The sequence below is a fragment of the Rhizobium alarense genome, from assembly GCF_021555155.1.
GTDB lineage: Bacteria > Pseudomonadota > Alphaproteobacteria > Rhizobiales > Rhizobiaceae > Rhizobium_D > Rhizobium_D alarense.
The window spans coordinates 23,501-48,251 of sequence record NZ_JAKGBU010000033.1; the positions used below are offsets into that span (position 1 = coordinate 23,501).

Below are 24,751 nucleotides of genomic sequence, written 5' to 3' on the forward strand. Positions count from 1 at the left end.
CTGGAGAGCCTTGCACGGGCGAAGCCAAGCTTCGGCCGTCCAAAACTTGAGGATTTCGTGAAAGCCTCATCCGCGTTGCCTCCAAGGGTGTCTGCGCGGACGGGGGCTCGATAACCGAGAACGGCCGGAAATGCAAGGGGCCCGTGGCCGTTGACAGGCCCGCGGTAGGGCGCAATGGTGCCGCCGGGCCGGCCGATGCGAACAGGGAGACGGGAATGCGCGCAAACAAGCTCGGCCTCGTTCTGGCGACGGGGCTGGCCGCGGCCGGTGCCGTCCAGGCCGCGGAGGTGACGCAGAGCGGTGCCGGCGACATCGAGCGGGCGCTGACGCGCTATCTGCCGGCCGATCTCGTCTCCGCCGGTCTCGTGACGGTCCGTGCGGCCACCAGCTTCTACGAACTGCGCCTCGACCTCGCGCCGCTGGCGGCAAGGACGGATCCCCGGCGCTTCTCGGTGATGGGGCTGAAGCCCTTCGTCTATTATGTCCGGCCGCTCGACGACGGGCTCTATTCCGTCGAGGCGAATGACAAGCTCGACATCAGGGCGACGACGACGATCCCCGAGCGAACGTCGTTCACCTATCTGATCGACACGATTAAGATGACGGGCGTCTACGACCCCGCGATCTTCTATTTCCGCTCCGCCGACTTCTCCCTGAACGGTGCGCACATTACCTCGCAGACGGACAAGCAGTCCGTCGATGCCCGCATCGGCACGATGACGATGGCGCTCGCCGCACAGAAATCCGCGACGGATGCGATCGACATCACGTCGCGCGGCTTGATCGAAACCTTCAACGAGACGATCGTCGACAAGCAGACGGGGCGGGTCGCGATCGACGTCGACAGCGTCGACATCGATGTGACGATGGACGGCGCGCGTTACAAGGCGCTGCAGGATATCGTGCTTTTCGTGCTGGACCGGATCGATCGCGATCAACTCACGGCCGACGAGGCGGCGGCGCTGAAATCGATGCTGCGTGCGGTTCTGCCGGTCTTCGACGACCTCAAGGAGACGATCACCGCCAACAACGTCACCGTTGCGACCGACAAGGGCGTCTTCGCGGCCAGGCGCGTCGGCTACGAGATCGGCATGAACGGCGTGGCGCACAGCACGCGGGTGTCCTTCGGCTTGAGCGTCGACGAGCCGCGGCCGCCGGCCGGCCTGGTGCCCGACGCGTTTCGCGAGGCCCTTCCGACCACGGCACGCTTCAGGGGCGCGATGACCGATCTCGACCTCGCGGGCGCCGTCGCCTACCTGATCGACAATGCCGACTTCACGGCCAGGCAACCGTTGACCGAGGCGCAGAACCGCGAACTCGGCCGCATCGTGCTGCCGGGTGGTGCGATGACCTTCGATTTCGAGACCGTTGAGGCGAAATCCGCGATCTACGACGTGTCGATGACTGGCCGGATGACCGTCTATCCGGAGGAGACGCCGCGGCAGACGGCAGACGTGACGATCGTCGCGCGCGCGTTCGACAAGACCGTCGCCTTCCTGCAGAAAAACGCGTCGGCCGTGCCGCAGTTCGGACAGGCCGCCTTCGTGCTGCTCATGGTCAAGGGCTTCGGCATCGACCAGGGCGACGGCAGTCTCCGGTGGGACGTCTCTGTCGACGAGGCGGGCAAGGTGCTGATGAACGGCCAGCCGCTGCCCTTCCAGCCGTAGCGGTCGCGGCGGCGGTCAGAAATCGAGCGGCGCGTTGTCGACCACTTCCTTGATGACGAAGAAGGTGCGCGTCTGGCGCACGCCCGGCAGGCCGAGAAGCTGCGTGCCGTGGATCGTGTTGAATTCCGGCATGCCGCTCACCCGGATCTTCAGGAAATAGTCGAAGTCTCCGGCCACCAGATGGCAGTCGAGCACGAATTTGAGTTTCGCGGCCGCCGCCTCGAAGGCGGCGAAGCTTTCCGGCGTCGAGCGGTCGAGCACGACACCGACCATGACCAGTGTGCCGCGATCGACCGTCTGCGGCGAGATCAGCGCGCGCACGCCGCGGATGAAACCTTCGTCGAAAAGACGCTGCGTGCGCCGATGACAGGTCGCAGGGCTGACATCGACGGAACCGGCGAGATCGGCATTGGTGAGGCGGCCGTTGCGCTGCAGCAGCCGCAGCATCTTGAGGTCGATGCGGTCGAGATTTTCGAGCACGGAAGATTCTTTCTATTTCATGAGACTTAATGATTGGATCAATCATGATGACCGCATTCATGGGAAGAATATGTATAATAAGTGCCAAAGTTTGAGAACACATTTCATTCAGACGGTGGTAGCGTCCGGCCGATTTCGAAACCCTGCCCAAGGAGCCGCCATGCTGGAGAAATTCGACCGCTATCCCCTGACCTTCGGTCCGACCCATATCGAGAAATTGAGTCGCCTGTCCGAGCATCTCGGCGGGAAGGTCGAACTCTATGCCAAGCGGGAGGACTGCAACTCCGGCCTCGCCTATGGCGGCAACAAGCTGCGCAAGCTCGAATATATCGTGCCGGACGCGATCGCCTCCGGCGCCGACACGCTCGTCTCGATCGGCGGCGTGCAGTCGAACCACACGCGCATGGTCGCCGCCGTCGCGGCCAAGATCGGCTTCAAGTGCCGTCTGGTGCAGGAAAGCTGGGTGCCGCACGAGGACGCCGTCTACGACCGGGTCGGCAATATCATGCTGAGCCGCATCATGGGCGCCGACGTACGCCTTGTCGACGAGGGCTTCGACATCGGCATCCGCCGGAGCTGGGAGGAGGCGATCGACGAAGTCAAGGCGAAGGGCGGCAAGCCCTATGCGATCCCGGCCGGCGCCTCGGTCCATAAATATGGCGGTCTCGGCTATGTCGGTTTCGCTGAGGAGGTGCGGGCGCAGGAGGCCGACCTGGGATTCACGTTCGACTACATCGTCGTCTGCACCGTCACGGGCTCCACCCATGGCGGCATGCTCGTCGGCTTCGCCAAGGACGGGCGGGAGCGCAACGTCATCGGGATCGACGCGTCGTTCACGCCGGCGCAGACCAAGGCGCAGGTCCTCGAGATCGCCCGCAACACGGCCGACCTCGTCGATCTCGGCAAGGACCTGACGGCCGACGACGTCGTGCTTGTCGAGGACTATGCCTATCCGGTCTACGGTGTGCCGTCGGCGGAGACGAAGGAGGCGATCCGGCTCTGCGCGCGCCTCGAGGGCATGATCACCGATCCGGTCTACGAGGGCAAATCGATGCAGGGCATGATCGACCTCGTCAGGAAGGGCTACTTTCCGGACGGCTCGAAGGTGCTCTATGCCCATCTCGGCGGTGCGCCGGCCCTCAACGGCTACGGCTACGCCTTCCGCAACGGCTGACGGACGGGATTGCGCTCCGGCATCGCGAGATCTCGCGATGCCCTGCGACCATCGTCGCCATGGACCGCAGCGGTGAAGCTTCCTATAGTCTCGGCGCTTATGCATCCCGTCACACCGGTCTCTGGAGGGAGACCGGTGCTGGAGGTGCGCTTCGGGGAGGAAGCCGATGCCTGCTGTTCTCGACCATTCCGATCACGTGCATACCGTTGCACACCAGTCGTCCGCGGCTGCCAGTTCACCGGTGGCCGCGTCCTGGCGTCGCTGCCTGACGCTGCACAAGCTCGAGCCCGACGAGGCCCGCACGCCCTGGCGCCTGACCGAGCACGAGTTCGACCTGGTGCGCGAGCGGTCCGAGATCCTCGTCGCCGAAGCGTCCAACGAACTCGACCGGCTGTTTTCCACCGTCGGCAAGGCGGGATGCTGCCTCCTGCTGACCGACGACAATGGCGTCGCGCTCGACCGGCGCGGGGCGGCCGGCGACGACAGCGACTTCCGTGGCGTCGGCCTGTGGTCCGGCACGGTCTGGAGCGAGGCGAGCGTCGGGACAAACGGCATCGGCACGGCGCTTGCCGACGAGCGCGCCGTCGTCATCCATCGCGACCAGCATTTCCTGTCGCGCAACACCGGGCTTTCCTGCGTGACGGCGCCGATCCGCGACCACCGCGGCAAGATCGCAGCGGCGATCGACATCTCCACCTGCCGGGACGACGCCAACGAGATCACCATGGCGATCCTGTCGCAGGCGGTCCGCGATGCGGCCGGGCGCATCGAGGCGGGGCTCTTCCGCCGCATGTTCGACACGGCGCGCATCGTTCTCGTGCCGGTCGATGCCCGCAGTGCGCCGGCCCTCATCGCCGTCGACCGGGACGACCTCGTGCTCGGGGCGACGCGTGCGGCCCGCCAGGCGCTCGGCCTCGACGACCGCCGCATCGCCGCCGGCGTGCCGGCCTCCGACCTGCTCAGGGAGGAAAGCGCCCTGCCTTGCGGCGGCGACCTGATGGACGCGGAGCGGGCGGCGCTGCGGCGCGTGCTGTCGCGGACCTCCGGCAACGTCTCGCAGGCCGCCGATCTTCTCGGCATCAGCCGGGCAACGCTGTACCGGAAGATGCACCGGCTCTCGCTCAATTGACGATCGTCAGGTGCGGGTGCCGCCTTCCGCACTGCAGCATGCCGTATGACAGGCATCTGTCGCATTTGTGAAACAGTTGCGCCGACCGTCCTTCGTCCGTGCCTTTCGCCTCGTCCCGTTCGGGTGCACGCTTCCTCCACCGGCACATCCTGGCCGTTTCCAAGGGAGGAATTCTTCATGCTGCATCAGAAGATCGTCGAGAACCCCTACAAGGCGAAGTACGGCAACTTCATCGGCGGGGAGTGGCGCGAGCCCGTCGCCGGCCGCTATTTCGACAACACCACGCCGATCACCGGCGGCAAGCTCTGCGAAGTCGCGCGCTCGGACGCTGCCGACATCGAACTCGCCCTCGACGCGGCCCATGCCGCGAAGGACAAGTGGGGCCGCATGCCGACGACCGAGCGCTCCAACATCCTGATGAAGATCGCGCAGCGGATGGAGGACAATCTCGAACTGCTCGCCAAGGCCGAGACCTGGGACAACGGCAAACCGTTGCGCGAGACCATGGCGGCCGACATTCCGCTCGCCATCGACCATTTCCGCTACTTCGCCGCCTGCGTCCGCTCGCAGGAGGGCACGATCGGCGAGGTCGACCACGAGACGATCGCCTATCACTTCCACGAGCCGCTCGGCGTCGTCGGCCAGATCATTCCGTGGAATTTCCCGATCCTGATGGCTGCCTGGAAACTGGCGCCCGCACTTGCCGCCGGCAACTGCGTCGTGCTGAAGCCCGCCGAACAGACGCCGTCCTCGATCCTCGTCTGGGCGGAACTCGTGGGCGATCTTCTGCCCGCCGGTGTGCTCAACATCGTCAACGGTTTCGGCCTTGAAGCCGGCAAGCCGCTTGCCTCCAGCCCGCGCATCGCCAAGATCGCCTTTACCGGCGAGACGACGACCGGCCGCCTTATCATGCAATATGCCAGCCAGAACCTCATTCCGGTGACGCTGGAGCTCGGTGGCAAGTCGCCCAACATCTTCTTTGCCGACGTGATGGCCGAGGACGATGACTATCTCGACAAGGCGCTCGAAGGTTTTGCGATGTTCGCGCTCAACCAGGGCGAGGTCTGCACCTGCCCGAGCCGTGCGCTGGTGCATGAGAAGATCTACGACCGCTTCATGGAAAAGGCGATCGCCCGCGTCGAGAAGATCGTGCAGGGCAACCCGCTCGACACGGCGACGATGATCGGCGCGCAGGCCTCTTCCGAGCAGCTTGAGAAGATTCTCTCCTATATCGACATCGGCAAGCAGGAAGGCGCGGAAGTGCTGACCGGGGGCGGACGAAACGATCTCGGCGGCGATCTCGCCGGCGGCTATTATGTCAAGCCGACCGTCTTCCGCGGCCACAACAGGATGCGCATCTTCCAGGAGGAAATCTTCGGGCCGGTCGTCTCGGTCACCACGTTCAAGGACGATGCGGAGGCGCTCGCCCTCGCCAACGACACGCTCTACGGCCTCGGCGCGGGCGTCTGGAGCCGCGATGCGAACCGCTGCTACCATTTCGGCCGCGACATCCAGGCCGGCCGCGTGTGGACCAACTGCTACCACGCCTACCCGGCGCATGCCGCCTTTGGCGGCTACAAGCAGTCGGGCATCGGCCGCGAGACGCACAAGATGATGCTCGACCACTACCAGCAGACCAAGAACATGCTGGTCAGCTACTCTCCCAAGGCGCTCGGCTTCTTCTGAGCCGGACTGCGAACCGGCTGCCCGCCCGGCAACGGGCTCGGGCAGCCGATGCGAGAGGCGCCGATCCGCCCGGTCGGCGCCTTTCCCGTTTGCGAGACGGCAAGGAGGAGGTTTGGCATGAACGAGACGGACAGCGAGCCCCGCGTCGTCGCCACCGAGGCTGCGCGCGCCTTCATCCGGGAGATCCGGGCCGACCATCCGGACATCCTGTTCCATCAGTCAGGCGGCTGCTGCGACGGCTCCTCGCCGATGTGCTATCCGGCGGACGACTACATCGTCGGCGACCGGGACGTGAAGCTCGGCGAGATCGACGGCGTGCCGGTCTATATTTCGCAATCGCAATATGCGGTCTGGAAGCATACGCAACTGATCCTCGACGTGGTGCCGGGCAGGGGCGGCATGTTCTCGCTCGACAACGGCCGGGAGCGGCGTTTTCTCACACGCTCGCGGCTCTTCGGCGGCGGGGAGGGCTGTGCGGTGCCGTGACGCGGACGGGCTCAGTCGAAGAGGCTCGACACCGATTCTTCCGCGCTCGTGCGGTTGATCGCCTCGCCGATGAGGTTGGCGGTCGAGATGACGCGGATGTTGTGGGCGGACTGCACGGCGGTCGTCGGCTGGATCGAGTCGGTGATGACCAGCTCCTTGAGCTTCGACGAGGTGACGCGGGCGACGGCGCCGCCGGAGAGTACGCCGTGGGTGATATAGGCGGTGACGCTCGTCGCGCCGTTCTTCAGGAGCGCCTCGGCGGCATTGCACAGCGTGCCGCCGGAATCGACGATGTCGTCGATCAGCAGGCAGTCCTTGCCGGCCACGTCGCCGATGACGTTCATCACTTCCGATTCACCCGGGCGGTCGCGGCGCTTGTCGACGATCGCCAGAAGACAGTCGAGGCGCTTGGCAAGCGCGCGGGCGCGCACGACGCCGCCGACGTCCGGCGAGACGACCATGACGTTTTCGAGATTGTAGTTCTCCTTCACGTCGCGCGCGAGGATCGGCACGGCGTAAAGGTTGTCGGTCGGAATGTCGAAGAAGCCCTGGATCTGGCCGGCATGCAGGTCGAGCGTCAGCACGCGGTCGGCACCGGCCTCGGTGATGAGATTGGCGACGAGCTTCGCCGAGATCGGCGTGCGCGGGCCCGGCTTGCGGTCCTGCCGCGCATAGCCGAAATAGGGGATCACGGCGGTGATGCGGCGTGCCGAGGAGCGGCGCATCGCATCGATCATGATGAGGAGCTCCATCAGGTGGTCGTTCGTCGGGAAGGACGTCGACTGGACCACGAAGACGTCCTCGCCGCGCACGTTCTCCTGGATTTCAACGAAGATTTCCTGGTCTGCGAAGCGCCGGACGCTGGCGCGGCCCAGCGGAACATTGAGATAATTGCAGATCGCTTCGGCCAGCAGCCGGTTCGAGTTGCCCGCGAAAACCTTCATATGTGGTCCGCCTGTCTGATGGCCTGTCTGAGTATGCTGATGGCCGCCTTTTAGCGTCCCCGCGGGCGAATGCAAGGCCCATGCCGCAGCGCGAAAGCCGCGCGGCCGTTTTCACTGTGGTTAACCGCGCTGTTGCTGCCGCCATTCGAGATAGGCGTCGATCGTGCGCTCGGCGATTGTTTCCATCGTGCGGGGCGGCACCGCCGCCCACGGGTCGTCGGCGGTGCGCGAGACGCTGTCCTGCCCTTGGATGCGGTGCAGGCGCCCGCCGCTGCCGTCAAGCACGTCCCAGACATAGACGACGGTCGTCTTGCCGTTGTCGGTCATGGCCGAAAGGTAGCCCTTCAGGATGTGCTGGCTCGATGTGTCGGTCGAGCTCCTGATCGTCAGGCCGTTTGCCCGGGCAAGCGCCCCGAGCTTGCGCGAGAGCGGCGTCACGGCCTGGACGGGCGCGCCGATGATCGGCAGGAAGCGGATCGTGCCGGTGCCGGCGGCGGCGGGATCGAGCGCGGCGGTCTGCCGGGTCGTGTCCGCCGCGCTTTCCGCATTCTCGGTCACCGCCGGCTGCTGATCCGTCAAGACGGTCGTCGTCTGGCCCGCCGTCGGGTCGCCGCTCGCCACAGGGTTGACGTTGTTGCGCTGCAGTGCGTCGGCCTGCGCCTGCAGGGTGCTGCCCTCGGCGGCGAGCGAGGTGGCCGTCGAGCCCGCATCGCCGGACATCGCCGCCTGCTGGGCGGCTCCGACCGGCTGATCGGATGTGCCCGCCCGGTCCAGGTCGCCCTGGGTGACCGTGGAGGATTGCAGGGTTTCGTCGCCGATGCCGACCTGCGGCGTCAGCGCGTCGGTGCTGTTGCAGGATTGAAGCACTGCGAGGAGGCCGATCAGTGCCAGCCGGATGAGCCCGTGTTGCATCATGTCCGTCCGTCTTGCGAGACTCTGGCGGTCTCTCTGTCCCCGGACGAATTTATGGTTCCCCGCGGCCCCTCCTGTCAATCGTCGGATTTCGCGGGGACGGGGGCGTCGCCTCATGCCTCGATGACATCAAGCCCGTAGCGCGAGAGCGCCCGCGGCGAGTCGGTGGTCGTGAGATAGGTCTGGCCGAGGGTCATCGCGGTGCCGGTGTCGGAATCCATGATGATGACGTGCAGGAAGAGCGACATGTCCGGCTCGATCTCCTGCGGATTGCCGGCCAGGAACATCTGGTGCTCCATCCAGGACGGCGAGAAGCGTGCACCGACGGAATAGCCGCAGGCGTTCAGGCGGTGACGGGCGAGGCCGCGCTCCTCCATGATCCGGGCATGGGTGTCGAAGACGGTGCCGAAGGTGTTGCCGGGCCGGAGGACCATTTCCATCGCCTGCATCGTCTCGCGGCAGGCGCTGTAGAGTTCACGGTGCCGGTTGCTCGGTTCGCCGATGGCGATCGTCCGCATCGCCGGTGCATGGTAGTGCGCGCTGACGCCGGCCCATTGCAGGCTGATCTGGTCCTGCGCATCCAGCCTGCGGCGGCCGGACTTGTAGCGGCAGAGCAAGGCGTCGGCACCGGAGCCGATGACGAATTCGTTGGCCGAGTAGTCGCCGCCGCCGGCGAGCACCGCGCCCTGCATCGCCGCCAGGATGGCGGCTTCGTCCCCGCCCGGGACGATCAGCGGCAGGGCGGCCGCCAGCGCGTCGTCGGAAAGCGCGGCGGCGCGCTCGACATGGACGATCTCGGCCGGGCTTTTGGTGAGGCGCAGGCGGCTGACGATCGCGGAGGCGTCGACGATCTGGCCGAAGCTCTGGATCTGGCTGTCGAGCAGGCGGGCGTTCCGGCCGGTCAGCCCGTGCGTGTCGTACTCGACGCCGATGCGGCAGCCAAGCAGGTCCAGTTCCGACAGCAGGTTCTTCAGGTCCATGGTGGGGTCGGCGTGCACGCGGTCGACCCAGACCTGGATATTGGCGATGGTGGACGTATGACGGGCCTGGCGCAGGTCGGCCACGCGGGTGAGCAGCGTCATCTCGCCGCTCGCCGTGACGACGAGCGTCTGGAAGAAGCAGTAGCCGAACGTGTCATAGCCTGTCAGCCAGTACATGCTTTCCTGGGCGAACAGCAGCATGGCATCGAGTTTTTCCTCGCGCATGCGGGCCGTCAGGCGCTGTAGACGCGTTGCGTATTCCTCGGTCTCGAAATGCAGGGCCATCGGGTGTCTCCCTTCTTCAGTCTCTTATCATTATCGCTGAAATCTGGCGCCCGTAGTCGGGCTCGGCGCGATGTGTCGTGCGCCGGTAGGAGAAGTAGCTTTCGTCCGCATAGGTGCAGATGTCGAGGTTTTCCGCCTCGACACCTGCGGCCGTCAGACGCGCGATGCTCAGTCCGGGCAGGTCGAACATGGCATGGCCTTCGCGCGGCGACGGCCTGAAGAACCCGGCATGGTCCGGATTGGTTCCGACGAAGCGCGCGACGAATTCCGACCCCACCTCGTAGTGGCGCCCGCTGATCGAGGGGCCGAGGCAGGCGCGGATGCGGCTTCGCGCGGCGCCGAGGGCCTCCATCGCCTCGATGGCATTCTCCAGGACGCCGCCGAGCGCGCCCTTCCAGCCGGCATGCGCGGCGCCGATGACCCCGGCTTCGGGATCGACAAAAAGCACGGGGCCGCAATCGGCCGAAAGCACGCCGAGCACGATGCCGGGCGTCGCGGTCACCAGCGCATCGGCCGCCGGGCGCGTCCCGTCATAGGCGCCGGACAGGGTGAAGACGTCCGGCGAATGCACCTGGTGGACGGTCGCGAGCGCTTCCGGCGCGGCGCCGAACCATCGCGCGACGCGCGCGCGGTTTTCGAGGACGCGGGCGCGGTCGTCGGCCGAGCCGAGCCCGACATTCAACCCGGCATAGAGGCCTTGCGAGACGCCGCCGGCCCGGCTGAAATAGCCATGCCGGATCGCCGAGCCGCCCGCTGCCTCAAGCAGCGGACTGAGGACCGGTGAAAGCGCATCGTGCGTCATCGGGTGGCCAGTCCTTCTGGTTGCGCGCGGTGAGGGATGAAGCCGGGCGTGACGGGACGCTGCCGGGAGGATTCGGCCGGATGTTGGCCTCCCGCCGGGCGGCTGTCAATCGCCGTTGCGGAAGGGGGCGAGTGCGATCGCCTCGCTGCTGACCGCCATAACCTTGAAGAGATCGCCCATCCGGCCGGCGCCGGAGCCGGCGAGACGCTGGACGTCGGCGACGATCTGGGCCTGCATGTCGGCGTCGCGATTGCGGCCGAGGGCCGCGGCACGGTCGGCGAGGCCGAGGCCCATGAGAAAGTCGCCCTGGTGCAGGATTCCATGCACATGCACGCCGCAATCGGCCGCGGTCAATGCGAGCCTCGCGAAGTCGACATGGCTGGTCAGATCCGCTTCGCCGGGATGGGCGAGCGGCGGATCGAAATCGTGCTTCAGCACCGCCTGCAGCGTGTCGCCGAAACCGGTGACGAAGTGCCCGTAGTCGACGACGAGCGCCGTGCCGCCCTGGTGGGCGAGCCGTTCGCAGATCGTCTGCATCACCGCTTCGCGCGCCGGGGCGATCTCGAAGATCGTGCCGACCGGCGCGTTGACGTGGGTTTCCGGCAGCAGTGCCGGATCGATGCCGGCGACGCCGGCGGCGAAGGCAAGGTCGTCCTGCGCGTCAAGGCCGACCATGCGCTCGCGAAAACCGGCCTGCGTCTTCACGAACTGGCGGATCGGGATGGCGTCGAAGAGTTCGTTGGCGGCAAGCAATAGGAAGCCCGGCGGAATGTCGTCGAAGCCGTCGTGCCAGGACAGGCGCTCGGTGAAGGTGCCGAGCGTCTGGCGCTGCACCTCGCGCAGCTTCGGGCTCGTCTCGACGAGATGCACGCTTGCGGCGTCGAGGAGATCGGGCGCGAGGCGGGCGACGACGCGCAGCATGTCGGCCATCATCGTGCCGCGCCCCGGGCCGATCTCGACGATCCGGACAGGGTGCGGCCCGCGGTGCTTCTGCCAGGCCTGGACGAGGAAGACACCGAGCATCTCGCCGAAGAGCTGGCTGACCTCGGGTGCCGTCACGAAATCGCCGGCGCGCCCGAACGGGTCGCGGGTGCGGTAGTAGCCGTGCTCTGGATCGGCGAGGCAGAGCGCGAAATAGTCGGTCACGCTGATCGGTCCGCCGGTGCGGATCAGCGTCTTGATCTTGCGGGCAAGCGCGGTCGGCATGGGCGCACCCGCTCAGGCGCCGGCGCGGCGAGCGCGCAGCATCGCCCACAGGCCGAGGGCGACCATCGGCAGGGAAAGGAGCATGCCCATGGTCAGCCAGCCGCCGGCGAGATAACCGAGTTGCGGATCGGGTTCGCGGAAGAACTCGACGAAGATGCGCGAGGCGGCATAGCCGCAGACGAAGAGACCGGCGGTGAAGCCCGGCCTCTTCAGCGTGCGAAAGCCGTAGACGGCGAGCGCGAGCAGCAGCAGCAGGCCGATGCCCTCCAGCGCGGCCTCGTAAAGCTGGCTCGGATGGCGCGCGAAGGGGCCGCCGTTCGGAAAGACGACAGCCCAGGGCGCATCCGAAAGGCGCCCCCAGAGCTCGCCGTTGACGAAGTTGGCGATGCGGCCGAAGAGCAGCCCAAAGGGCACGACGGTGGCGACGGTGTCGAACAGGCTCCAGACGGCGATGCCGTTGCGGCGCGCGAAGAAGAGCATTGCCAGCACCGTTCCGGCAAGCCCGCCGTGGAAGGACATGCCGCCGTTCCAGATCTGGACCGCGCGGACTGGATTGTCCGCCACGGCAGCGAAGTCGTAGAAGAGGATGTAGCCGATCCGCCCGCCGAGGATGATGCCGGCCGCCGCCCAGACGAGGAAGTCGTCGAGCTGTGCGACGGTCATCGGCGGCTTGTCGTCCGCCCACAGCGAGGGGCTGGACACGAGCCTGCGGGCATAGAGCCAGCCGAGCATGATACCCGCGACGTAGGCGAGGCCATACCAGTGGATCGCCACCGGGCCGATGGCGAAGGCCACCGGGTCGATCTCCGGAAAGGGCATGATCGCAAGGAGACTCGGGGCTGTGTTCAAGGCTTCTCTCGTTGCTCCGGGGGCCGTGTACGGCCGGGAATGGATGACACAGCTACCTGAAATGCAAAGGCGGCGTAAGATGGGCCTGACGGTTGCACACATGCAAATCCGCTTGCATAGAGTGGAGGCAGACCCTACCTGATAGGGCGCGGCACCTGCCGAGATACCATGCTCTAAGCCCGAGGAGACCGGACATGACCACCGGAACAAACCGTCTGCTGGACGATTTCGCCAAGCTGATGACCGATGCCGCGGGCGCTGCACAGGGCGTGCGCCGCGAGATGGAGACCGTGTTCCGTGCGCAGGCCGAGCGACTGATGAACAGCATGGACGTCGTCAAGCGCGAGGAATTCGAGGCCGTCCGGGAAATGGCCATCAAGGCGCGCGACGAGAACGAGGCGCTGCAGAAGCGCATCGAGGCACTCGAGGCGACGGTCGCCGCCAGCCGGAAATAGCGCAATTCGAGTCTCTTCCCGCGGCCGCAACCAATCGGTGTGATTCTGGCTGCGGCAACCCATTTTTTTATTAAAATTTTCTGCCCTGTGGACACTCGCGAAAAGTGCTTTCCGGAGAGTCGCTTAAGCTGAACGGCTTCATTGGTTTCGAATCCGCTGTCCACAAGCAAGGCGTAAAATCCCAGGCCTGGGGCTGGTCTCCTGACTCTGCCGTTATACACTGATTTTAAATGATGATTCGAGACGGGCGGCGCAAGCTTCGGGCAGGGTAGTTCAGTCAAGCTTCGCTAAAGTGCCGGGCAATCATTCAGTATCGTAACCGGAGTATGGTTTGCCGCATCGTGTGTGAGTGGACGCGATGACGCATGCCTGCTGGTCAAGAAGGTGATGCATGAGCCTCATAGAATTGGAATACGCGCGCCAGTCCAATCCGGTCGACATGATCGAGTTCGTCGCGGCGAACAACGATTGGTGCTTCGAGCGGTCCGGCGAAGACGAAATCGCCATGACCGTCGAAGGCAAGTGGGCCGACTACCATGTTTCCTTTTCCTGGATGGAGGAGTTCGAAGCGCTCCATCTCGCCTGCGCCTTCGACATCAAGGTTCCTGAAAGCCGTGTGAACGAGGTGATCCGGCTGCTCTCCCACGTCAACGGCCAGGTGCTCATGGGGCATTTCGACCTCTGGCGGCAGGAGGAGGTGGTGATCTTCCGCCAGTCTCTGCTGCTCGCCGGCGGTGCGGAGCCGACCAACCGGCAGGTCGAGGTGCTGCTGTCGAGCGCGCTCGAGACCTGCGAGGCCTACTACCAGGCGTTCCAGTTCGTCGTGTGGTCCGGGCTCGACGCGCAGTCCGCCGTCGATGCGGTTCTCTTCGAAACGGTGGGCGAGGCTTGAGCATGGCGGTGGCCGCATCCGGTCCGATCGTTCTCGTCGGCGCAGGCAACATGGGCGGCGCGATGCTTGCCGGCTGGCTGAAGAGCGGCGTCGAGGGCTCGTCGGTGCTCGTGATCGATCCCGGCCCGTCGCCCGCCATGGCGAAGCTGATTGCCGACAACGGCGTCCGCCACGAAACCGGCGCGCCCGACGGGCTCAAGGCCGGCGTGCTGTTTCTCGCCGTCAAGCCGCAGGTGATCGACACTGTGCTGCCGCCGCTCAAGGGGCTTGTCGGTTCGGATACCGTCGTCGTCTCCGTTGCGGCGGGCAAGACGCTTGCCAATCTTTCGGCACATCTCGGCGAGGCCGCCATGGTGCGGGCGATGCCGAACACACCTGCGATGGTCGGGCGCGGCGTCACCGGCGCCTATGCCAACGCGGCGGTCTCTCCCCGGCAGCGCGATTTCGTGCATGCCCTTCTGAAAGTGAGCGGGCCTGTCGAATGGGTCGGCGGCGAGACCGACATCGATTCCGTCACGGCGCTCTCGGGCAGCGGCCCGGCCTATGTCTTCTATCTCGTGGAATGCATGGCAGAGGCAGGCCGTAAACTCGGCCTGCCGGCGGACCTCGCCATGCGTCTCGCACGGGAGACCGTCTCGGGGGCTGGTGAACTGCTTCACCAGTCCCCGGACGACGCTTCGCGCCTGCGCCAGAACGTGACGTCGCCGGGCGGCACGACCGCCGCGGCGCTTTCCATCCTCATGGCAGCGGACGGCATGCAACCGCTCTTCGACAGGGCGCTTGCCGCTGCCCGGCAGCGTGCCGAGGAACTGGCGGGCTGAGCCAGGCCGCAGACATCCGGAGACATTCATGACCGAGACCATCGCCTATGCCGATTTCGAGCGCGTGGACATCCGCGTCGGCACCGTCGTCGAGGCTCTGCCCTTTCCGGAGGCGCGCAAGCCGGCCTACCGGCTGACGATCGATTTCGGGCCCGAGATCGGGGTGAAGAAGTCCTCGGCGCAGATCACCGTGCGCCACAGGCTGGAGGACCTCGTCGGTCGGCAGGTGCTCGGCGTCGTCAACTTTCCGCCGCGCCAGATCGGCCCCGTGCGCTCGGAGGTGCTGACGCTCGGATTCGAGGACGAGAACGGCGCCGTGGTGCTCGCCGCCGTCAGCCAGCCTGTGCCGAACGGCAGGAAGCTCTTCTGAAATCCGGCGGATGGCCGGCCGTCAGGCCGGGATGCGGATCGTCGCGCGCAGGCCGCCGAGCGGGCTGTCGGAGAGCGTCACGTTGCCGCCGTGGCTTCGCGCGATGTCGCGGGCGATCGCAAGACCGAGGCCGGTTCCGGAGGCATCGAGGTTGCGGGCCTCGTCGAGACGGAAGAACGGCTTGAACACGTCGTCGCGCGAGCGTTCCGGAATGCCCGGTCCGTCGTCGTCGACGGTGATCGTCAGCCATTTGGTGCCGTGGCGCACGCCGATATGCACCTTGCCGGCATAACGCAGCGCATTCGAGACGAGGTTCGTGACGAGGCGGGTAAAGGCATTCGGCCGCACCATCACCGCGTCGGCGCCTTCGATCTCGCTTGTCAGGTGCTTTTCGAGAAGTTCGGCCTCGATGCCGAGCTTCTCGAAGAGTTCGCCGAGCTTGAGCTTGCCGACATCCTCCTCGGCCTCGCCGCGGGCGAAGGCGAGATAGCCTTCGAGCATGCTCTGCATGTCCTCGACGTCCTTGTTGAGCCCGGCGAGGTCGGGATTGTCGCCGGCGAGCGCCAGTTGCAGCTTGAATCGCGTGAGGATCGTGCGCAGGTCGTGGCTGACGCCGGAGAGCATCGCGGTCCGCTGCTCGATCTGGCGTTCGATGCGCTCGCGCATCAGCATGAAGGCGAGCCCCGCACGCCTGACCTCCTCCGCGCCGCGCGGCGCGAAATCCTCGGGCATCTTCTGGCCCTTGCCGAAGCTTTCGGCGGCATGTGCGAGCGACAGGATCGGCCGGATCTGGCCGCGCAGGAAGAGGATCGAGATCGTCAGCAGCACGAGGGACGTGCCGACCATCCAGAGCAGGAAGATATGCGTGTTGGAGGCATAGGTGTGGCTGCGCCGGGCATAGACCCGCAGCGTCTTGTCGCCGATCAGGATGCGGATCTCGACGATGTTGCTCTCGCCGACCGTGTCGATCCAGAACGGCCGCTTGATCTGGTCGGTGATCTCCTCGCTGAGGATATGATCGAGGATCGAGAAGAACGGCTTCGGCCGCGGCGGAGGCAACTCGTCGCCGGGGTCGATCGCTATGTTGAGATCAAGCCTCTCGCGGGCGATGCGGACGATCTCGGAATAGTCGCCGTTCTGCGGATAGGTCTCGATCATGTCGATGATCGCCGAGATGTCGCGGGTCACGGCCGTCGAGAGGCGCTGGGTGACGAGTTGCCAATGGCGCTCCATGAAGACGAAGGCGACGACCGACTGGAGGATCACCATCGGGATGATGATGATCAGCAGGGAGCGCGCATAAAGGCCGGTCGGCAACTGGCGACGGAGCCAGCGCGCAAAACGCTTCCAGCCCGTGCGCGGTGCCCGCTCGATCTCCCGCCTGAACGTCTCGAAGGTCGTCATGTGATCATTATGCCTGTTCTTTCCCATACGGCTTGCAACACCGCGCTATTCGATGCTCAGCCGGTAGCCCACGCCCCGGACCGTCTGGAGCCAGACCGGATTGGACGGGTCGTCCTCGATCTTGCGCCTCAACCGGTTGATCTGCACGTCGATCGTCCGCTCGCCGACTTCCGTCTCCTCGCCGATGAGTTCGTGGCGCGGAATGGTTTCGCCGGCCCTCAGCGAAAAGAGCAGCATGATCTCCTGTTCGCGGTCGGTCAGCCGGATGCTGTCGCCGCCGCGCTTCAGCTCCCTGCGGACGATGGAGAAGGTGTAGGGGCCGAACATCACCTGCTCGATCTTGGGGGCTGCCGGCGACGCGTTGCGGCGCAGGATGTTGTTGATCCGCAGCACGAGTTCGCGCGGATCGAACGGCTTTGCGAGATAGTCGTCGGCGCCTGCCTCGAGCCCCTCAATGCGCGCGGTCGATTCCGTCAGCGCCGTCAGCATGATGATCGGGACGGACTTGATCGCCCTGAGGCTCTGGGTCAGCGACAGGCCGCTTTCGCCCGGCATCATCACGTCCATGACGATCAGATCGAAATCGAGGCCCTTCAGCTTGCGGCGCGCCTCGTCGGCGTCGGCGGCGACGGTCACGCGGAATCCCTGCTCGGTGAGGTAACGGTTGAGCAGTTCGCGAATGCGCTTGTCGTCGTCGACCACCAGCAGGTGGGGTGCATCGTCCGAAAGGGCGGTGGGAGCGGTCATCGTCTCATGCCTTCTCCGTCTCGCCGTCGGTCATGCGGGGGTTTTGCATGCCGGCGAGAAACCGGGTCACGGCGCGGCGGTCGTTTGCCGAAAGGCCCTCGAATGCGCGTGCTATGCGGCGGGACTGTGGCTCGGCGAGAGCAAGTGCCAGCTCGCGTCCCGCCCGCGTCGGATAGAGCTTGCGCTGCCGCCGGTCCTCCGGGCCCGTCACCTGTCGAATATAGCCCGAATCCACCAGCTGTTTCAAAACCCGCGCCAGGCTCTGCTTCGTTATCTTCAGCGTGTCGAGCAGGTCGGCGACCGTCATGCCGGGCTCGCGGTTGACGAAGTGCACGACGCGGTGGTGGGCACGCCCGAAGCCGCTCTTCTCGAGGATCGCATCCGGGTCGGAGATGAAGTCGCGATAGGCGAAGAAGAAGGACTCGATCACTTCGAAGTCGATCCTGCCTTCGCCGGTCATGGCGTCCTCGTGGACTTCGACGACCGTCCGCTTCTCCGGCGATTGACGTGCCAAGGCGTGTTTCCTTTCATTCAGCAACGCTCCAGCGCAACTAATACAAAAATATGTCAGCTTTGTTGACATATTTTAACGCCATTGCTAGCGTTTCCTCAGAATGGCGATCCGCTGGGCACAGCCTCGTGACGATATGCGGTGTTCCCCCGATCTCCAATCCGGATTATTCTTCAACCCACAATCCGCGCCCTGCTTCTGGTTAGACCGTATCGGGCGGAACAATCAACATAAAGAATGGCGTGACGGCGCCGGAGGAAGACATCATGGCGGTACCTTTCGATCAATTGGACGGGCAGATCTGGTTCAACGGCGAATTCGTCGACTGGAAGGATGCGAAAATCCACGTGCTGACCCACGGCCTGCATTATGCGAGCGCCGTCTTCGAGGGCGAGCGCGCGTATGGCGGCCGCATCTTCAAGCTCACCGAACACAACCAGCGGCTCCATCAGTCGGCCGAGATCCTCGGCTTCAAGATTCCCTACAGCGTCGCCGAACTCGACGCGGCGAGCGTCGAACTGCTGAAGCGCCAGGGCTTCTCGGAAGCCTATGTCCGGCCGATCGCCTGGCGCGGCTCGGAGATGATGGGCGTTTCGGCGCAGAACAACCGCATCAATGTGGCGATCGCCATCTGGCAGTGGGGCAGCTACTTCAATCCGGCCGAGAAGCTGAAGGGCATCCGCCTCGACATCGCGGAATACCGCCGCCCCGACCCGAAGACTGCGCCGTCCAAGTCGAAGGCGGCCGGTCTCTACATGATCTGCACGATCTCCAAGCACGCCGCGGAAGCCAAGGGTTATGCGGATGCGATGATGCTCGACTATCGCGGCCAGGTCGCCGAGGCGACCGGCGCCAACATCTTCTTCGTGAAGGACGGCGTGATCCACACGCCGGTGCCGGACTGCTTCCTTGACGGCATCACGCGCCGCACGGTCATCGAACTCGCCAGGCGCCGCGGCTACCAGGTGGTCGAGCGCGTCATCCTGCCGGAGGAGCTTTCCGGCTTCAGCGAGTGCTTCCTGACCGGATCGGCGGCCGAGGTCACGCCCGTCTCGGAGATCGGCCCCTATCGCTTCATGCCGGCCGCGATCTGCGAGACGCTGATGAACGACTACATGAAAGAGGTCTATCCGGTCGCCGCCGCGGCGGAATGACCGGCACCGGCTCCCCTCCGAAAAGCTGAAGGCGGCCCAGGGGCCGCCTTCTCCGTCGGCGGATCTGCTACCGCTTGTTCATCACGGCGCCGACGATTGCCTGCAGCACACCGCCGCCGACAAGGCCGGCAATGGCATCGGACACGAGACCGGTCAGCCCGGCTTCCCCCCCGACGAGCTGCAGCAGCAGCCCGCCGCCGACGCCGCCGATCGCGCCGACGATGGTGCGGACGATCACGCTGACCGCCTGCTGCTTCAGCGCCGCCCCGGCGGCATTGCCTCCGATCGCGCCTGCGATCAGTTGTGTGACGATCGGCATCAATGCTTCCATGGTTCCCTCCCACATTGACCGCGCCCGAGCGCGGAACAGCGTCACGATTGCGGGCCGGCCCGCGAGCCCTCCCGGTGCCGGATCCCGGCAGCTCCTACCGTGGTTGTGAATCGGGGCGCTGTCAATTTGCCGTGGGAGGCCGGGCGGCATCTGCAGGCGACGGACGGGCGGTCCGTCGCCGGCCCGCCCTGCACCCCTCCCGCCTGTCCTTTATTCGGCTGCGTCGTTGAAGACGCCGCGGCGGATCTGGTCTTCCTCGATGGATTCGAAGAGCGCCTTGAAATTGCCTTCGCCGAAACCCTCGTCGCCCTTCCTCTGGATGAACTCGAAGAAGATCGGGCCGATCACCGTCTTCGAGAAGATCTGCAGCAGGATCTTCGTCATGCCGCCGTCGACGACGCCTTCGCCGTCGATCAGGATGCCGTGCGTCTTCAGCCGGTCGATCGGCTCCTCGTGGCCGTGCACCCGTTCCTGGGACTTCTCGTAGTAGGTGTCGGGCGGGCCGGGCATGAATTTGAGGCCGTTTGCCGCGAGCCGATCGGTCGCGTCGTAGATGTCCTCGGTGCCGACGGCGATGTGCTGGATGCCTTCGCCCTTGTACTTGCGCAGATATTCCTCGATCTGGCTCCTGTCGTCCGTCGACTCGTTGAGCGGAATGCGGATCTTGCCGCAGGGCGAGGTGATCGCGCGCGACACGAGGCCACTCATCTTGCCGGCAATGTCGAAGAAGTGGATCTGCCGGAAGTTGAAGAGTTCCCGGTAGAAGGCCCACCACTTGTCCATGTTGCCGCGGAAGACGTTGTGCGTCAGGTGGTCGAGATAGTAGAAGCCGACGCCTTCCGGCTTTGGGTCGCGCTCGCCGATCCAGTCGAATTCCGCCTCGTAGGGCGAGCCCTTTTCGCCATAGGTCTCGACGAAATAGAGGATTGATCCGCCGATGCCGACGATCGCCGGCACGTCGAGGCACTTGTCGCCGCCGGTATATTCCTCCGCGCCCATCGCCACTGCATGTTTCAGCGCGTGCTGCGCATCGACGACGCGCCACGCCATGGAGGGGGCGCAGGGCCCGTGCTTGTCGACGAAGCGGTCGGCGAACGAGCCTTTCTCGGCATTCAGGATGTAGTTGATGTCACCCTGGCGCCAGACGGTGATGTTCCTGGACCGGTGCTTGGCAACCTTTGTGTAGCCCATGCGCCCGAAGAGCTCTTCGAGCTTCTCCGGCTCGGGATGGGCGAATTCCACGAATTCGAAGCCGTCGGTGCCGGCGGGGTTGGCGGCCGAAATCTCGGCCGGCGGTGCGTCATGCGGGAAAGGCCCCATCTCATCCTCCTATGGTCATCCGCGCACAGTATGAGCTTCTCTCGCCGCAATGTGCTTGCATTCTGCCGATTCATGGCGAAAATTATGCATGAAACATGCATTAAGACGGCTTTAGGAGGCATTTTTATGCGTATCGACGACTTCGACCGCAAGCTGCTGCTGCATCTCCAGCAGGACGCGCGGCTGACCAACAACGAGCTGTCCGAGCGCATCAATCTTTCGCCGTCGCAATGTTCGCGGCGGCGGGCTCGGCTCGAGGAGGAGGGCATCATCCGTGCCTATCGGGCGGAACTCGACCGCGAGAAGCTCGATCTCGGCATCGTCATCATCGTCACGGTGACGCTTGCCACCCACAACCGCGACAATGCCCAGCGCTTCGCACGGCTCATTTCGAGTTTGCCGGAAGTGCTCGAAGCCTTCTCGCTGACCGGCGAGATGGACTATGTCATCAAGGTGGTCGTGCCGAACCTCAAGGCGCTTTCCGCTTTCGTCAACGACGTGCTGCTGCCGCACGAATCCGTCGCGCATGTGAAGACGGCGATCGTGCTCGACACGCTGAAGGAGACGACGGCCCTGCCGATCTGAAGGGGGGCATCCCGCCGGGCGCCGTTCGGCGGCCTGTGCATTGATGTCACGTTTTGCCTGTCGCCTGTCACCCCGGGAACAGATCGTGGCGGCCTGCCATTGTACGCCTGACACAGCTTCGATGCGGCGCCTGCCGCAGGCACAGACAGGGACAAAGGCAATGGACACGCAACCCGCTTCCGACCGGCAGACCGTCGCCACACGGCTTCGCCCGATCGTCTTGATCTACGCGGCCTTGAACGTGGCGGTCGCGGCGCTTCTTCTTTCAACGGTATCGCCGACCCTGCCGGTGGCGGCCAACCAGGAGATCGCCAGCATCCGGTAAGACCGCATCCGGGCTTGGTTCGCTCCCGGCTCGCGGTCTATAGAGGCTGGGAACGAACGAGCGAACGAGGGCGCCATGGGCATGCTTCAGGCGGGGATCATCCCCGTCACCCCCTTCCAGCAGAACTGCACCATCCTTTACGACATGGAGACGAAGGAAGGCGTGGTCGTCGATCCGGGCGGCGACGTCGAGGTGATCCTGAGAACGGTGGAAGAGAACGGCATCGCGCTCAAGGCGATCTGGCTGACGCATGGCCATATCGACCATGCGGGCGGCGCGAAGGAGCTGAAGGATGCACTCGGGCTCGAGATCATCGGCCCGCACAAGAACGACCTGCCGCTGCTCGAGAAGCTCGAAAGCCAGGCGGCCATGTTCGGCGTGCCGATGAAGGTGAAGAATGTCGTGCCGGACCGCTGGCTGGATGAGGGCGACCGCGTGTCCTTCGGCGCACACGAATTCGAGGTCTACCACACGCCCGGCCATGCGCCCGGCCACGTCATCTACTTCAACCGTGCGCAGGGCTTCGCGCATCTCGGCGACGTGCTCTTCCGCGGCTCGATCGGCCGCACCGACCTGCCGGGCGGCAACCACCGGCAATTGCTGGACTCGATCCGGGACAAGGTCTTTCCGCTCGGCGACGCGACCGGTTTTCTCTGCGGGCACGGGCCGGGCGGGCAGATCGGCGAAGAGCGCCGCACGAACCCGTTCCTGCGCGGGCTCTAGCGACGGATCGCGACGGGGGCGGGCGAACCCGCCCCCGTCGAAGGCATTCAGCCGGCAGTGCAGAAATGCTGCAGCCCGTCGTAGCCGATATAGGTGCCGCTTTGTGAATTGAACGACCGGTAACGGGCCGAGCAGTAGTCATACCAGGCCGGAGACCAGGGTTCGAGCGAGTTCACGACGATGGGCTCGCGGTAGACGCGGCGGACCGGATAGTATTCCGGCTCGACATAGACGCGCCGCGGCGGCGGTTCATAGTAACGCGACCCGGAATTGGCAATCGCGCCGCCGATGATCATGCCGGTGGCGAGCCCGACGGCGCCGGCTGCCCAGGCGTCGCCGTGATTGTGATGGCGCCGGTAGCGGTCACGCGCATCCGCCGCGCCGATCGAGGAAAGGACGGTTGCCGCGACGGCGGCGGTCAGTACGAGGGTCTTGGCGATCGTGTTCATCTTCCTGCTCCCGTGAAGCCGACGGGCGGTGTGCCCGATCGAGGAAACAGGATGGAAGCTAGGCCCGTTCGTCTGAACCGCGTCTGAATAAAAAAACCCGGCATCGCTGCCGGGCTTCAACGTGTAACGCTCCGCAGGCCCGGCTCAGCCGGAGATCTGCAGATTGACCGCCTTGGGGCCTTTGCCGCGGCGATCCGGTTCCGTGTCGAAGCTAACCTTCTGATTCTCGGTGAGTCCGTTCAGGCCCGAAGCCTGTACGGCGGAAATGTGTACGAAGATGTCCGCACCACCGTTGTCCGGCTTGATAAAGCCGAAACCCTTTTCGGTGTTGAAGAATTTTACAGTGCCAGTCTCGGCCATGCGTCAGGTCCTTTTCTCTCTGCCCGTTTGCGTGGCGGCGGGCAGCATGTCAGTTTTGCCCCGAAGGGCGTGAGGCAGGCAGTTCTCGATGTGAGGAAAGGGTCCTGTCTGTTGCCACAGTCAACCGCCCGGTCGTTCGAGAGAACTGCCGGCTTCGGTTGCCCGGAATTTTCGCGTCTCCGGCGCGCTTTTATTCAAGGTCTTCCCATGTTCGCAAATTGCCCGAACGAAGCAAGAGTGCTGTGTTTATCTTGAATTGGCAAGCAAAAGTTTTCCGACCCTTTACGGTTGCCTAACTTTGGTCAAATTCGAAGCGATTGCCGAAAAAAACCTCAAGCTTGTGGGTAAACCTTCTTCACTGGGAAGGAGTTATATTTCGTCGCGGTGCAACGTCCCGGAAATGTCTCGACGTGCCTGCGGGGCTCTCAGACGGTAGCCGAGCGACGGCGTCCCTTCGTGAGTTCCGGCACCAGTTCGGTCGCGAGCATCGTGACGAAGATCACGACGCAGCCGGCGTAACCCATGCTGCTGATCTTCTCGCCGAGCAGCAGCACGCCGAACAGCGCGGCGAAGAGCGCCTCGCTCGACAGGAAGATCGCGGCCTGCGGCGCGGTCGTATAGCGTTGCGCCACGTTCTGGCAGATGAAGGCGAGCCCGCTCGAGAAGAAGCCGGCATAGAGGATCTCCGGCAGCGCGCCGCTGATTGCCGCGACGCTGACGGGTTCCAGCATCGCGCCGGCAAGGCAGCCGAGCACCGCACAGACGCCGAACTGCACGGCGGACAGCGCCAACGGGCGGCCGGAGCGGGTCGCGAAGACGCCGACGCAGATCACCTGCGCCGACCACAGCACGGCGCAGGCCACGGTGAGCAGGTCGCCGACCGACAGTGCGGAGAGCACGCCGCCGCTCAGGAGATAGATGCCGAAAGCGGAGAACAGGGCGGCGGGCCAGATGATCCAGTGCGGCCTGCTGCGCAGGAAGAGCACGGTGAGGATCGGCGTGAAGACGACGTAGAGGCCGGTGAGGAAACCCGAATTGGTGACCGTCGTCGTGAGCAGGCCGGCCTGCTGGGTGGCTGCAGCGGCGAAAAGGGCGAGGCCCGTCAGGACAAAGCCCAGCCGGTGTGCCGGGCGCGCCGGAGCCGCCGCGCGCCGCCGTTCGACGAACGCGAAGGGGAGGGAGACCAGGGTGGCGACCGCGAAGCGCAGGCCGATGAACCAGAAGGGGCCGAGGCTCTCCATCGCCGTCGACTGCGCGATGAAGCCCGCACCCCAGATGGCACCGGCAAGCAGCAGCAGAAGGTTCGCCTGGAGGCGCGTCATGGTCGAATCCTGTCGGAAGGGCGTCCGCTGCGCGCGGTAGCATCCGGCGGCGTCGGCAGGCAAGAGCGCGGCGCCTGTTCCGATGCCGGAGCGCGGGAAGCCCGCAGCAGGCCGCCGCCGTCCGTCAGAACCAGGATCACCGCGTCCGGGGCGACATGGACGTCTCGCAGGCGCCCGAACGCGCCGTCGCACAGGCGCTCCTCGGCGGGGATACCCGCGCTGAGGGCGGGCAACTGGTCCTTCAGCGCCGAGACCGGCAGGTCTCCGTCCCGCTCGGGAAACATGGCGCCGCGATCAACGCGATTGCCGGCGGATCCCGGCAGGAGGGCGGCTGCTCCTAGGCTCAGGACCTATTAATTTCGTTTGAGATGTGATTCCCGGT

General features: G+C 65.2%; 29 protein-coding genes. 13 read left to right on the forward strand and 16 right to left on the reverse strand.

Annotation, left to right across the window (positions count from 1 at the left end; all coding sequences use genetic code 11):
• Positions 1 to 215 precede the first annotated feature (215 nt).
• Complete coding sequence (locus LXM94_RS12190; RefSeq protein ID WP_235771642.1) at positions 216 to 1,667, forward strand: hypothetical protein; 1,452 nt, start codon at positions 216 to 218, stop codon at positions 1,665 to 1,667.
• A gap of 15 nt (positions 1,668 to 1,682) precedes the next feature.
• Here the strand turns inward: LXM94_RS12190 and LXM94_RS12195 are convergent, their stop codons facing one another.
• On the reverse strand, positions 1,683 to 2,147 hold the full coding sequence (locus LXM94_RS12195; RefSeq protein WP_235771643.1) for an Lrp/AsnC family transcriptional regulator: 465 nt from the start codon (positions 2,145 to 2,147) through the stop codon (positions 1,683 to 1,685).
• A gap of 160 nt (positions 2,148 to 2,307) precedes the next feature.
• On the opposite strand from LXM94_RS12195, the gene LXM94_RS12200 reads away from it, so the two are divergent.
• The 4 genes from LXM94_RS12200 (at position 2,308) to LXM94_RS12215 (ending at position 6,622) form a co-directional block, all read left to right on the forward strand.
• On the forward strand, positions 2,308 to 3,321 hold the full coding sequence (locus LXM94_RS12200) for a 1-aminocyclopropane-1-carboxylate deaminase (RefSeq protein ID WP_235771644.1): 1,014 nt from the start codon (positions 2,308 to 2,310) through the stop codon (positions 3,319 to 3,321).
• Positions 3,322 to 3,487: 166 nt separating this feature from the next.
• Positions 3,488 to 4,450 carry a helix-turn-helix domain-containing protein gene (locus LXM94_RS12205; RefSeq protein ID WP_235771645.1) on the forward strand — a complete coding sequence of 321 codons (963 nt, stop codon included), beginning with the start codon at positions 3,488 to 3,490 and terminating at the stop codon, positions 4,448 to 4,450.
• A 177-nt stretch (positions 4,451 to 4,627) separates the two neighbouring features.
• Positions 4,628 to 6,136: an aldehyde dehydrogenase gene (gene adh / locus LXM94_RS12210; RefSeq protein WP_235771646.1), complete on the forward strand. Its 1,509-nt coding sequence runs from the start codon at positions 4,628 to 4,630 to the stop codon at positions 6,134 to 6,136.
• 117 nt (positions 6,137 to 6,253) lie between these two features.
• Positions 6,254 to 6,622, forward strand: coding sequence for a DUF779 domain-containing protein (locus tag LXM94_RS12215; protein WP_235771647.1), 369 nt, complete (start codon positions 6,254 to 6,256; stop codon positions 6,620 to 6,622).
• 11 nt (positions 6,623 to 6,633) lie between these two features.
• On the opposite strand, the gene LXM94_RS12220 is transcribed toward LXM94_RS12215, so the two are convergent.
• The 6 genes from LXM94_RS12220 to lgt all read right to left on the reverse strand — a co-directional run bounded on the left by LXM94_RS12220 (position 6,634) and on the right by lgt (position 12,600).
• Positions 6,634 to 7,566, reverse strand: a complete 933-nt coding sequence (locus LXM94_RS12220) for a ribose-phosphate pyrophosphokinase (RefSeq protein WP_235771648.1) — start codon at positions 7,564 to 7,566, stop codon at positions 6,634 to 6,636.
• Positions 7,567 to 7,686: 120 nt separating this feature from the next.
• Entirely contained in the window at positions 7,687 to 8,478 is a 792-nt protein-coding gene (locus tag LXM94_RS12225; RefSeq protein ID WP_235771649.1) for a RodZ family helix-turn-helix domain-containing protein, read from the reverse strand.
• A 113-nt stretch (positions 8,479 to 8,591) separates the two neighbouring features.
• Entirely contained in the window at positions 8,592 to 9,743 is a 1,152-nt protein-coding gene (locus tag LXM94_RS12230) for a M24 family metallopeptidase (RefSeq protein ID WP_235771650.1), read from the reverse strand.
• Positions 9,744 to 9,759: 16 nt separating this feature from the next.
• Positions 9,760 to 10,545, reverse strand: coding sequence for a peptidoglycan editing factor PgeF (gene pgeF, locus LXM94_RS12235; protein ID WP_235771651.1), 786 nt, complete (start codon positions 10,543 to 10,545; stop codon positions 9,760 to 9,762).
• A gap of 105 nt (positions 10,546 to 10,650) precedes the next feature.
• Entirely contained in the window at positions 10,651 to 11,751 is a 1,101-nt protein-coding gene (locus LXM94_RS12240; RefSeq protein WP_235771652.1) for a class I SAM-dependent methyltransferase, read from the reverse strand.
• Positions 11,752 to 11,763: 12 nt separating this feature from the next.
• Positions 11,764 to 12,600 (reverse strand): prolipoprotein diacylglyceryl transferase, encoded by an 837-nt coding sequence (lgt, locus tag LXM94_RS12245; protein ID WP_235771653.1) that lies wholly within the window; start codon positions 12,598 to 12,600, stop codon positions 11,764 to 11,766.
• 194 nt (positions 12,601 to 12,794) lie between these two features.
• On the opposite strand from lgt, the gene LXM94_RS12250 reads away from it, so the two are divergent.
• The 4 genes from LXM94_RS12250 to LXM94_RS12265 all read left to right on the forward strand — a co-directional run bounded on the left by LXM94_RS12250 (position 12,795) and on the right by LXM94_RS12265 (position 15,138).
• Complete coding sequence (locus LXM94_RS12250) at positions 12,795 to 13,055, forward strand: accessory factor UbiK family protein (RefSeq protein ID WP_235771655.1); 261 nt, start codon at positions 12,795 to 12,797, stop codon at positions 13,053 to 13,055.
• 391 nt (positions 13,056 to 13,446) lie between these two features.
• Complete coding sequence (locus tag LXM94_RS12255) at positions 13,447 to 13,947, forward strand: type III secretion system chaperone family protein (protein ID WP_235771656.1); 501 nt, start codon at positions 13,447 to 13,449, stop codon at positions 13,945 to 13,947.
• A 2-nt stretch (positions 13,948 to 13,949) separates the two neighbouring features.
• Positions 13,950 to 14,768 carry a pyrroline-5-carboxylate reductase gene (gene proC / locus LXM94_RS12260; RefSeq protein WP_235771657.1) on the forward strand — a complete coding sequence of 273 codons (819 nt, stop codon included), beginning with the start codon at positions 13,950 to 13,952 and terminating at the stop codon, positions 14,766 to 14,768.
• A gap of 28 nt (positions 14,769 to 14,796) precedes the next feature.
• Positions 14,797 to 15,138, forward strand: a complete 342-nt coding sequence (locus LXM94_RS12265; RefSeq protein ID WP_235771658.1) for a tRNA-binding protein — start codon at positions 14,797 to 14,799, stop codon at positions 15,136 to 15,138.
• A gap of 21 nt (positions 15,139 to 15,159) precedes the next feature.
• Here LXM94_RS12265 and LXM94_RS12270 read toward each other — a convergent pair whose 3' ends face one another.
• The 3 genes from LXM94_RS12270 to LXM94_RS12280 are packed head-to-tail and all read right to left on the reverse strand — an operon-like array spanning position 15,160 to position 17,749.
• Positions 15,160 to 16,542: an ATP-binding protein gene (locus tag LXM94_RS12270; RefSeq protein ID WP_235771661.1), complete on the reverse strand. Its 1,383-nt coding sequence runs from the start codon at positions 16,540 to 16,542 to the stop codon at positions 15,160 to 15,162.
• Between the two features lie 45 nt (positions 16,543 to 16,587).
• Positions 16,588 to 17,289 carry a response regulator gene (locus LXM94_RS12275; RefSeq protein WP_235771663.1) on the reverse strand — a complete coding sequence of 234 codons (702 nt, stop codon included), beginning with the start codon at positions 17,287 to 17,289 and terminating at the stop codon, positions 16,588 to 16,590.
• A 4-nt stretch (positions 17,290 to 17,293) separates the two neighbouring features.
• Positions 17,294 to 17,749 (reverse strand): MarR family winged helix-turn-helix transcriptional regulator, encoded by a 456-nt coding sequence (locus tag LXM94_RS12280; RefSeq protein WP_235771676.1) that lies wholly within the window; start codon positions 17,747 to 17,749, stop codon positions 17,294 to 17,296.
• Positions 17,750 to 18,063: 314 nt separating this feature from the next.
• On the opposite strand from LXM94_RS12280, the gene LXM94_RS12285 reads away from it, so the two are divergent.
• A complete protein-coding gene (locus LXM94_RS12285) occupies positions 18,064 to 18,954 on the forward strand; it encodes a branched-chain amino acid aminotransferase (protein ID WP_235771677.1) in 891 nt (296 codons plus the stop codon).
• Between the two features lie 67 nt (positions 18,955 to 19,021).
• Here the strand turns inward: LXM94_RS12285 and LXM94_RS12290 are convergent, their stop codons facing one another.
• Positions 19,022 to 19,285 (reverse strand): hypothetical protein, encoded by a 264-nt coding sequence (locus tag LXM94_RS12290; RefSeq protein ID WP_235771665.1) that lies wholly within the window; start codon positions 19,283 to 19,285, stop codon positions 19,022 to 19,024.
• A gap of 210 nt (positions 19,286 to 19,495) precedes the next feature.
• Positions 19,496 to 20,605, reverse strand: a complete 1,110-nt coding sequence (gene hppD, locus LXM94_RS12295) for a 4-hydroxyphenylpyruvate dioxygenase (RefSeq protein ID WP_235771667.1) — start codon at positions 20,603 to 20,605, stop codon at positions 19,496 to 19,498.
• Positions 20,606 to 20,731: 126 nt separating this feature from the next.
• Between hppD and LXM94_RS12300 the strand changes: the two genes are divergently transcribed.
• The 3 genes from LXM94_RS12300 to LXM94_RS12310 all read left to right on the forward strand — a co-directional run bounded on the left by LXM94_RS12300 (position 20,732) and on the right by LXM94_RS12310 (position 22,238).
• Positions 20,732 to 21,190, forward strand: coding sequence for an Lrp/AsnC family transcriptional regulator (locus LXM94_RS12300; RefSeq protein WP_235771668.1), 459 nt, complete (start codon positions 20,732 to 20,734; stop codon positions 21,188 to 21,190).
• A 160-nt stretch (positions 21,191 to 21,350) separates the two neighbouring features.
• The gene (locus tag LXM94_RS12305) at positions 21,351 to 21,515 is read left to right on the forward strand and encodes a hypothetical protein (RefSeq protein WP_235771669.1); all 165 of its coding nucleotides are present in this window, start codon (positions 21,351 to 21,353) and stop codon (positions 21,513 to 21,515) included.
• A gap of 81 nt (positions 21,516 to 21,596) precedes the next feature.
• A complete protein-coding gene (locus tag LXM94_RS12310) occupies positions 21,597 to 22,238 on the forward strand; it encodes an MBL fold metallo-hydrolase (protein WP_235771678.1) in 642 nt (213 codons plus the stop codon).
• Positions 22,239 to 22,285: 47 nt separating this feature from the next.
• Here LXM94_RS12310 and LXM94_RS12315 read toward each other — a convergent pair whose 3' ends face one another.
• The 4 genes from LXM94_RS12315 to LXM94_RS12330 form a co-directional block, all read right to left on the reverse strand.
• Positions 22,286 to 22,687 carry a BA14K family protein gene (locus LXM94_RS12315; RefSeq protein ID WP_235771670.1) on the reverse strand — a complete coding sequence of 134 codons (402 nt, stop codon included), beginning with the start codon at positions 22,685 to 22,687 and terminating at the stop codon, positions 22,286 to 22,288.
• 144 nt (positions 22,688 to 22,831) lie between these two features.
• Complete coding sequence (locus tag LXM94_RS12320) at positions 22,832 to 23,047, reverse strand: cold-shock protein (protein WP_235771671.1); 216 nt, start codon at positions 23,045 to 23,047, stop codon at positions 22,832 to 22,834.
• A gap of 425 nt (positions 23,048 to 23,472) precedes the next feature.
• On the reverse strand, positions 23,473 to 24,369 hold the full coding sequence (locus tag LXM94_RS12325; RefSeq protein ID WP_235771672.1) for a DMT family transporter: 897 nt from the start codon (positions 24,367 to 24,369) through the stop codon (positions 23,473 to 23,475).
• Positions 24,366 to 24,653, reverse strand: coding sequence for a PQQ-dependent sugar dehydrogenase (locus LXM94_RS12330; protein WP_235771673.1), 288 nt, complete (start codon positions 24,651 to 24,653; stop codon positions 24,366 to 24,368). Before LXM94_RS12330 ends, LXM94_RS12325 begins: the two co-directional genes overlap by 4 nt.
• Positions 24,654 to 24,751 lie beyond the last annotated feature (98 nt).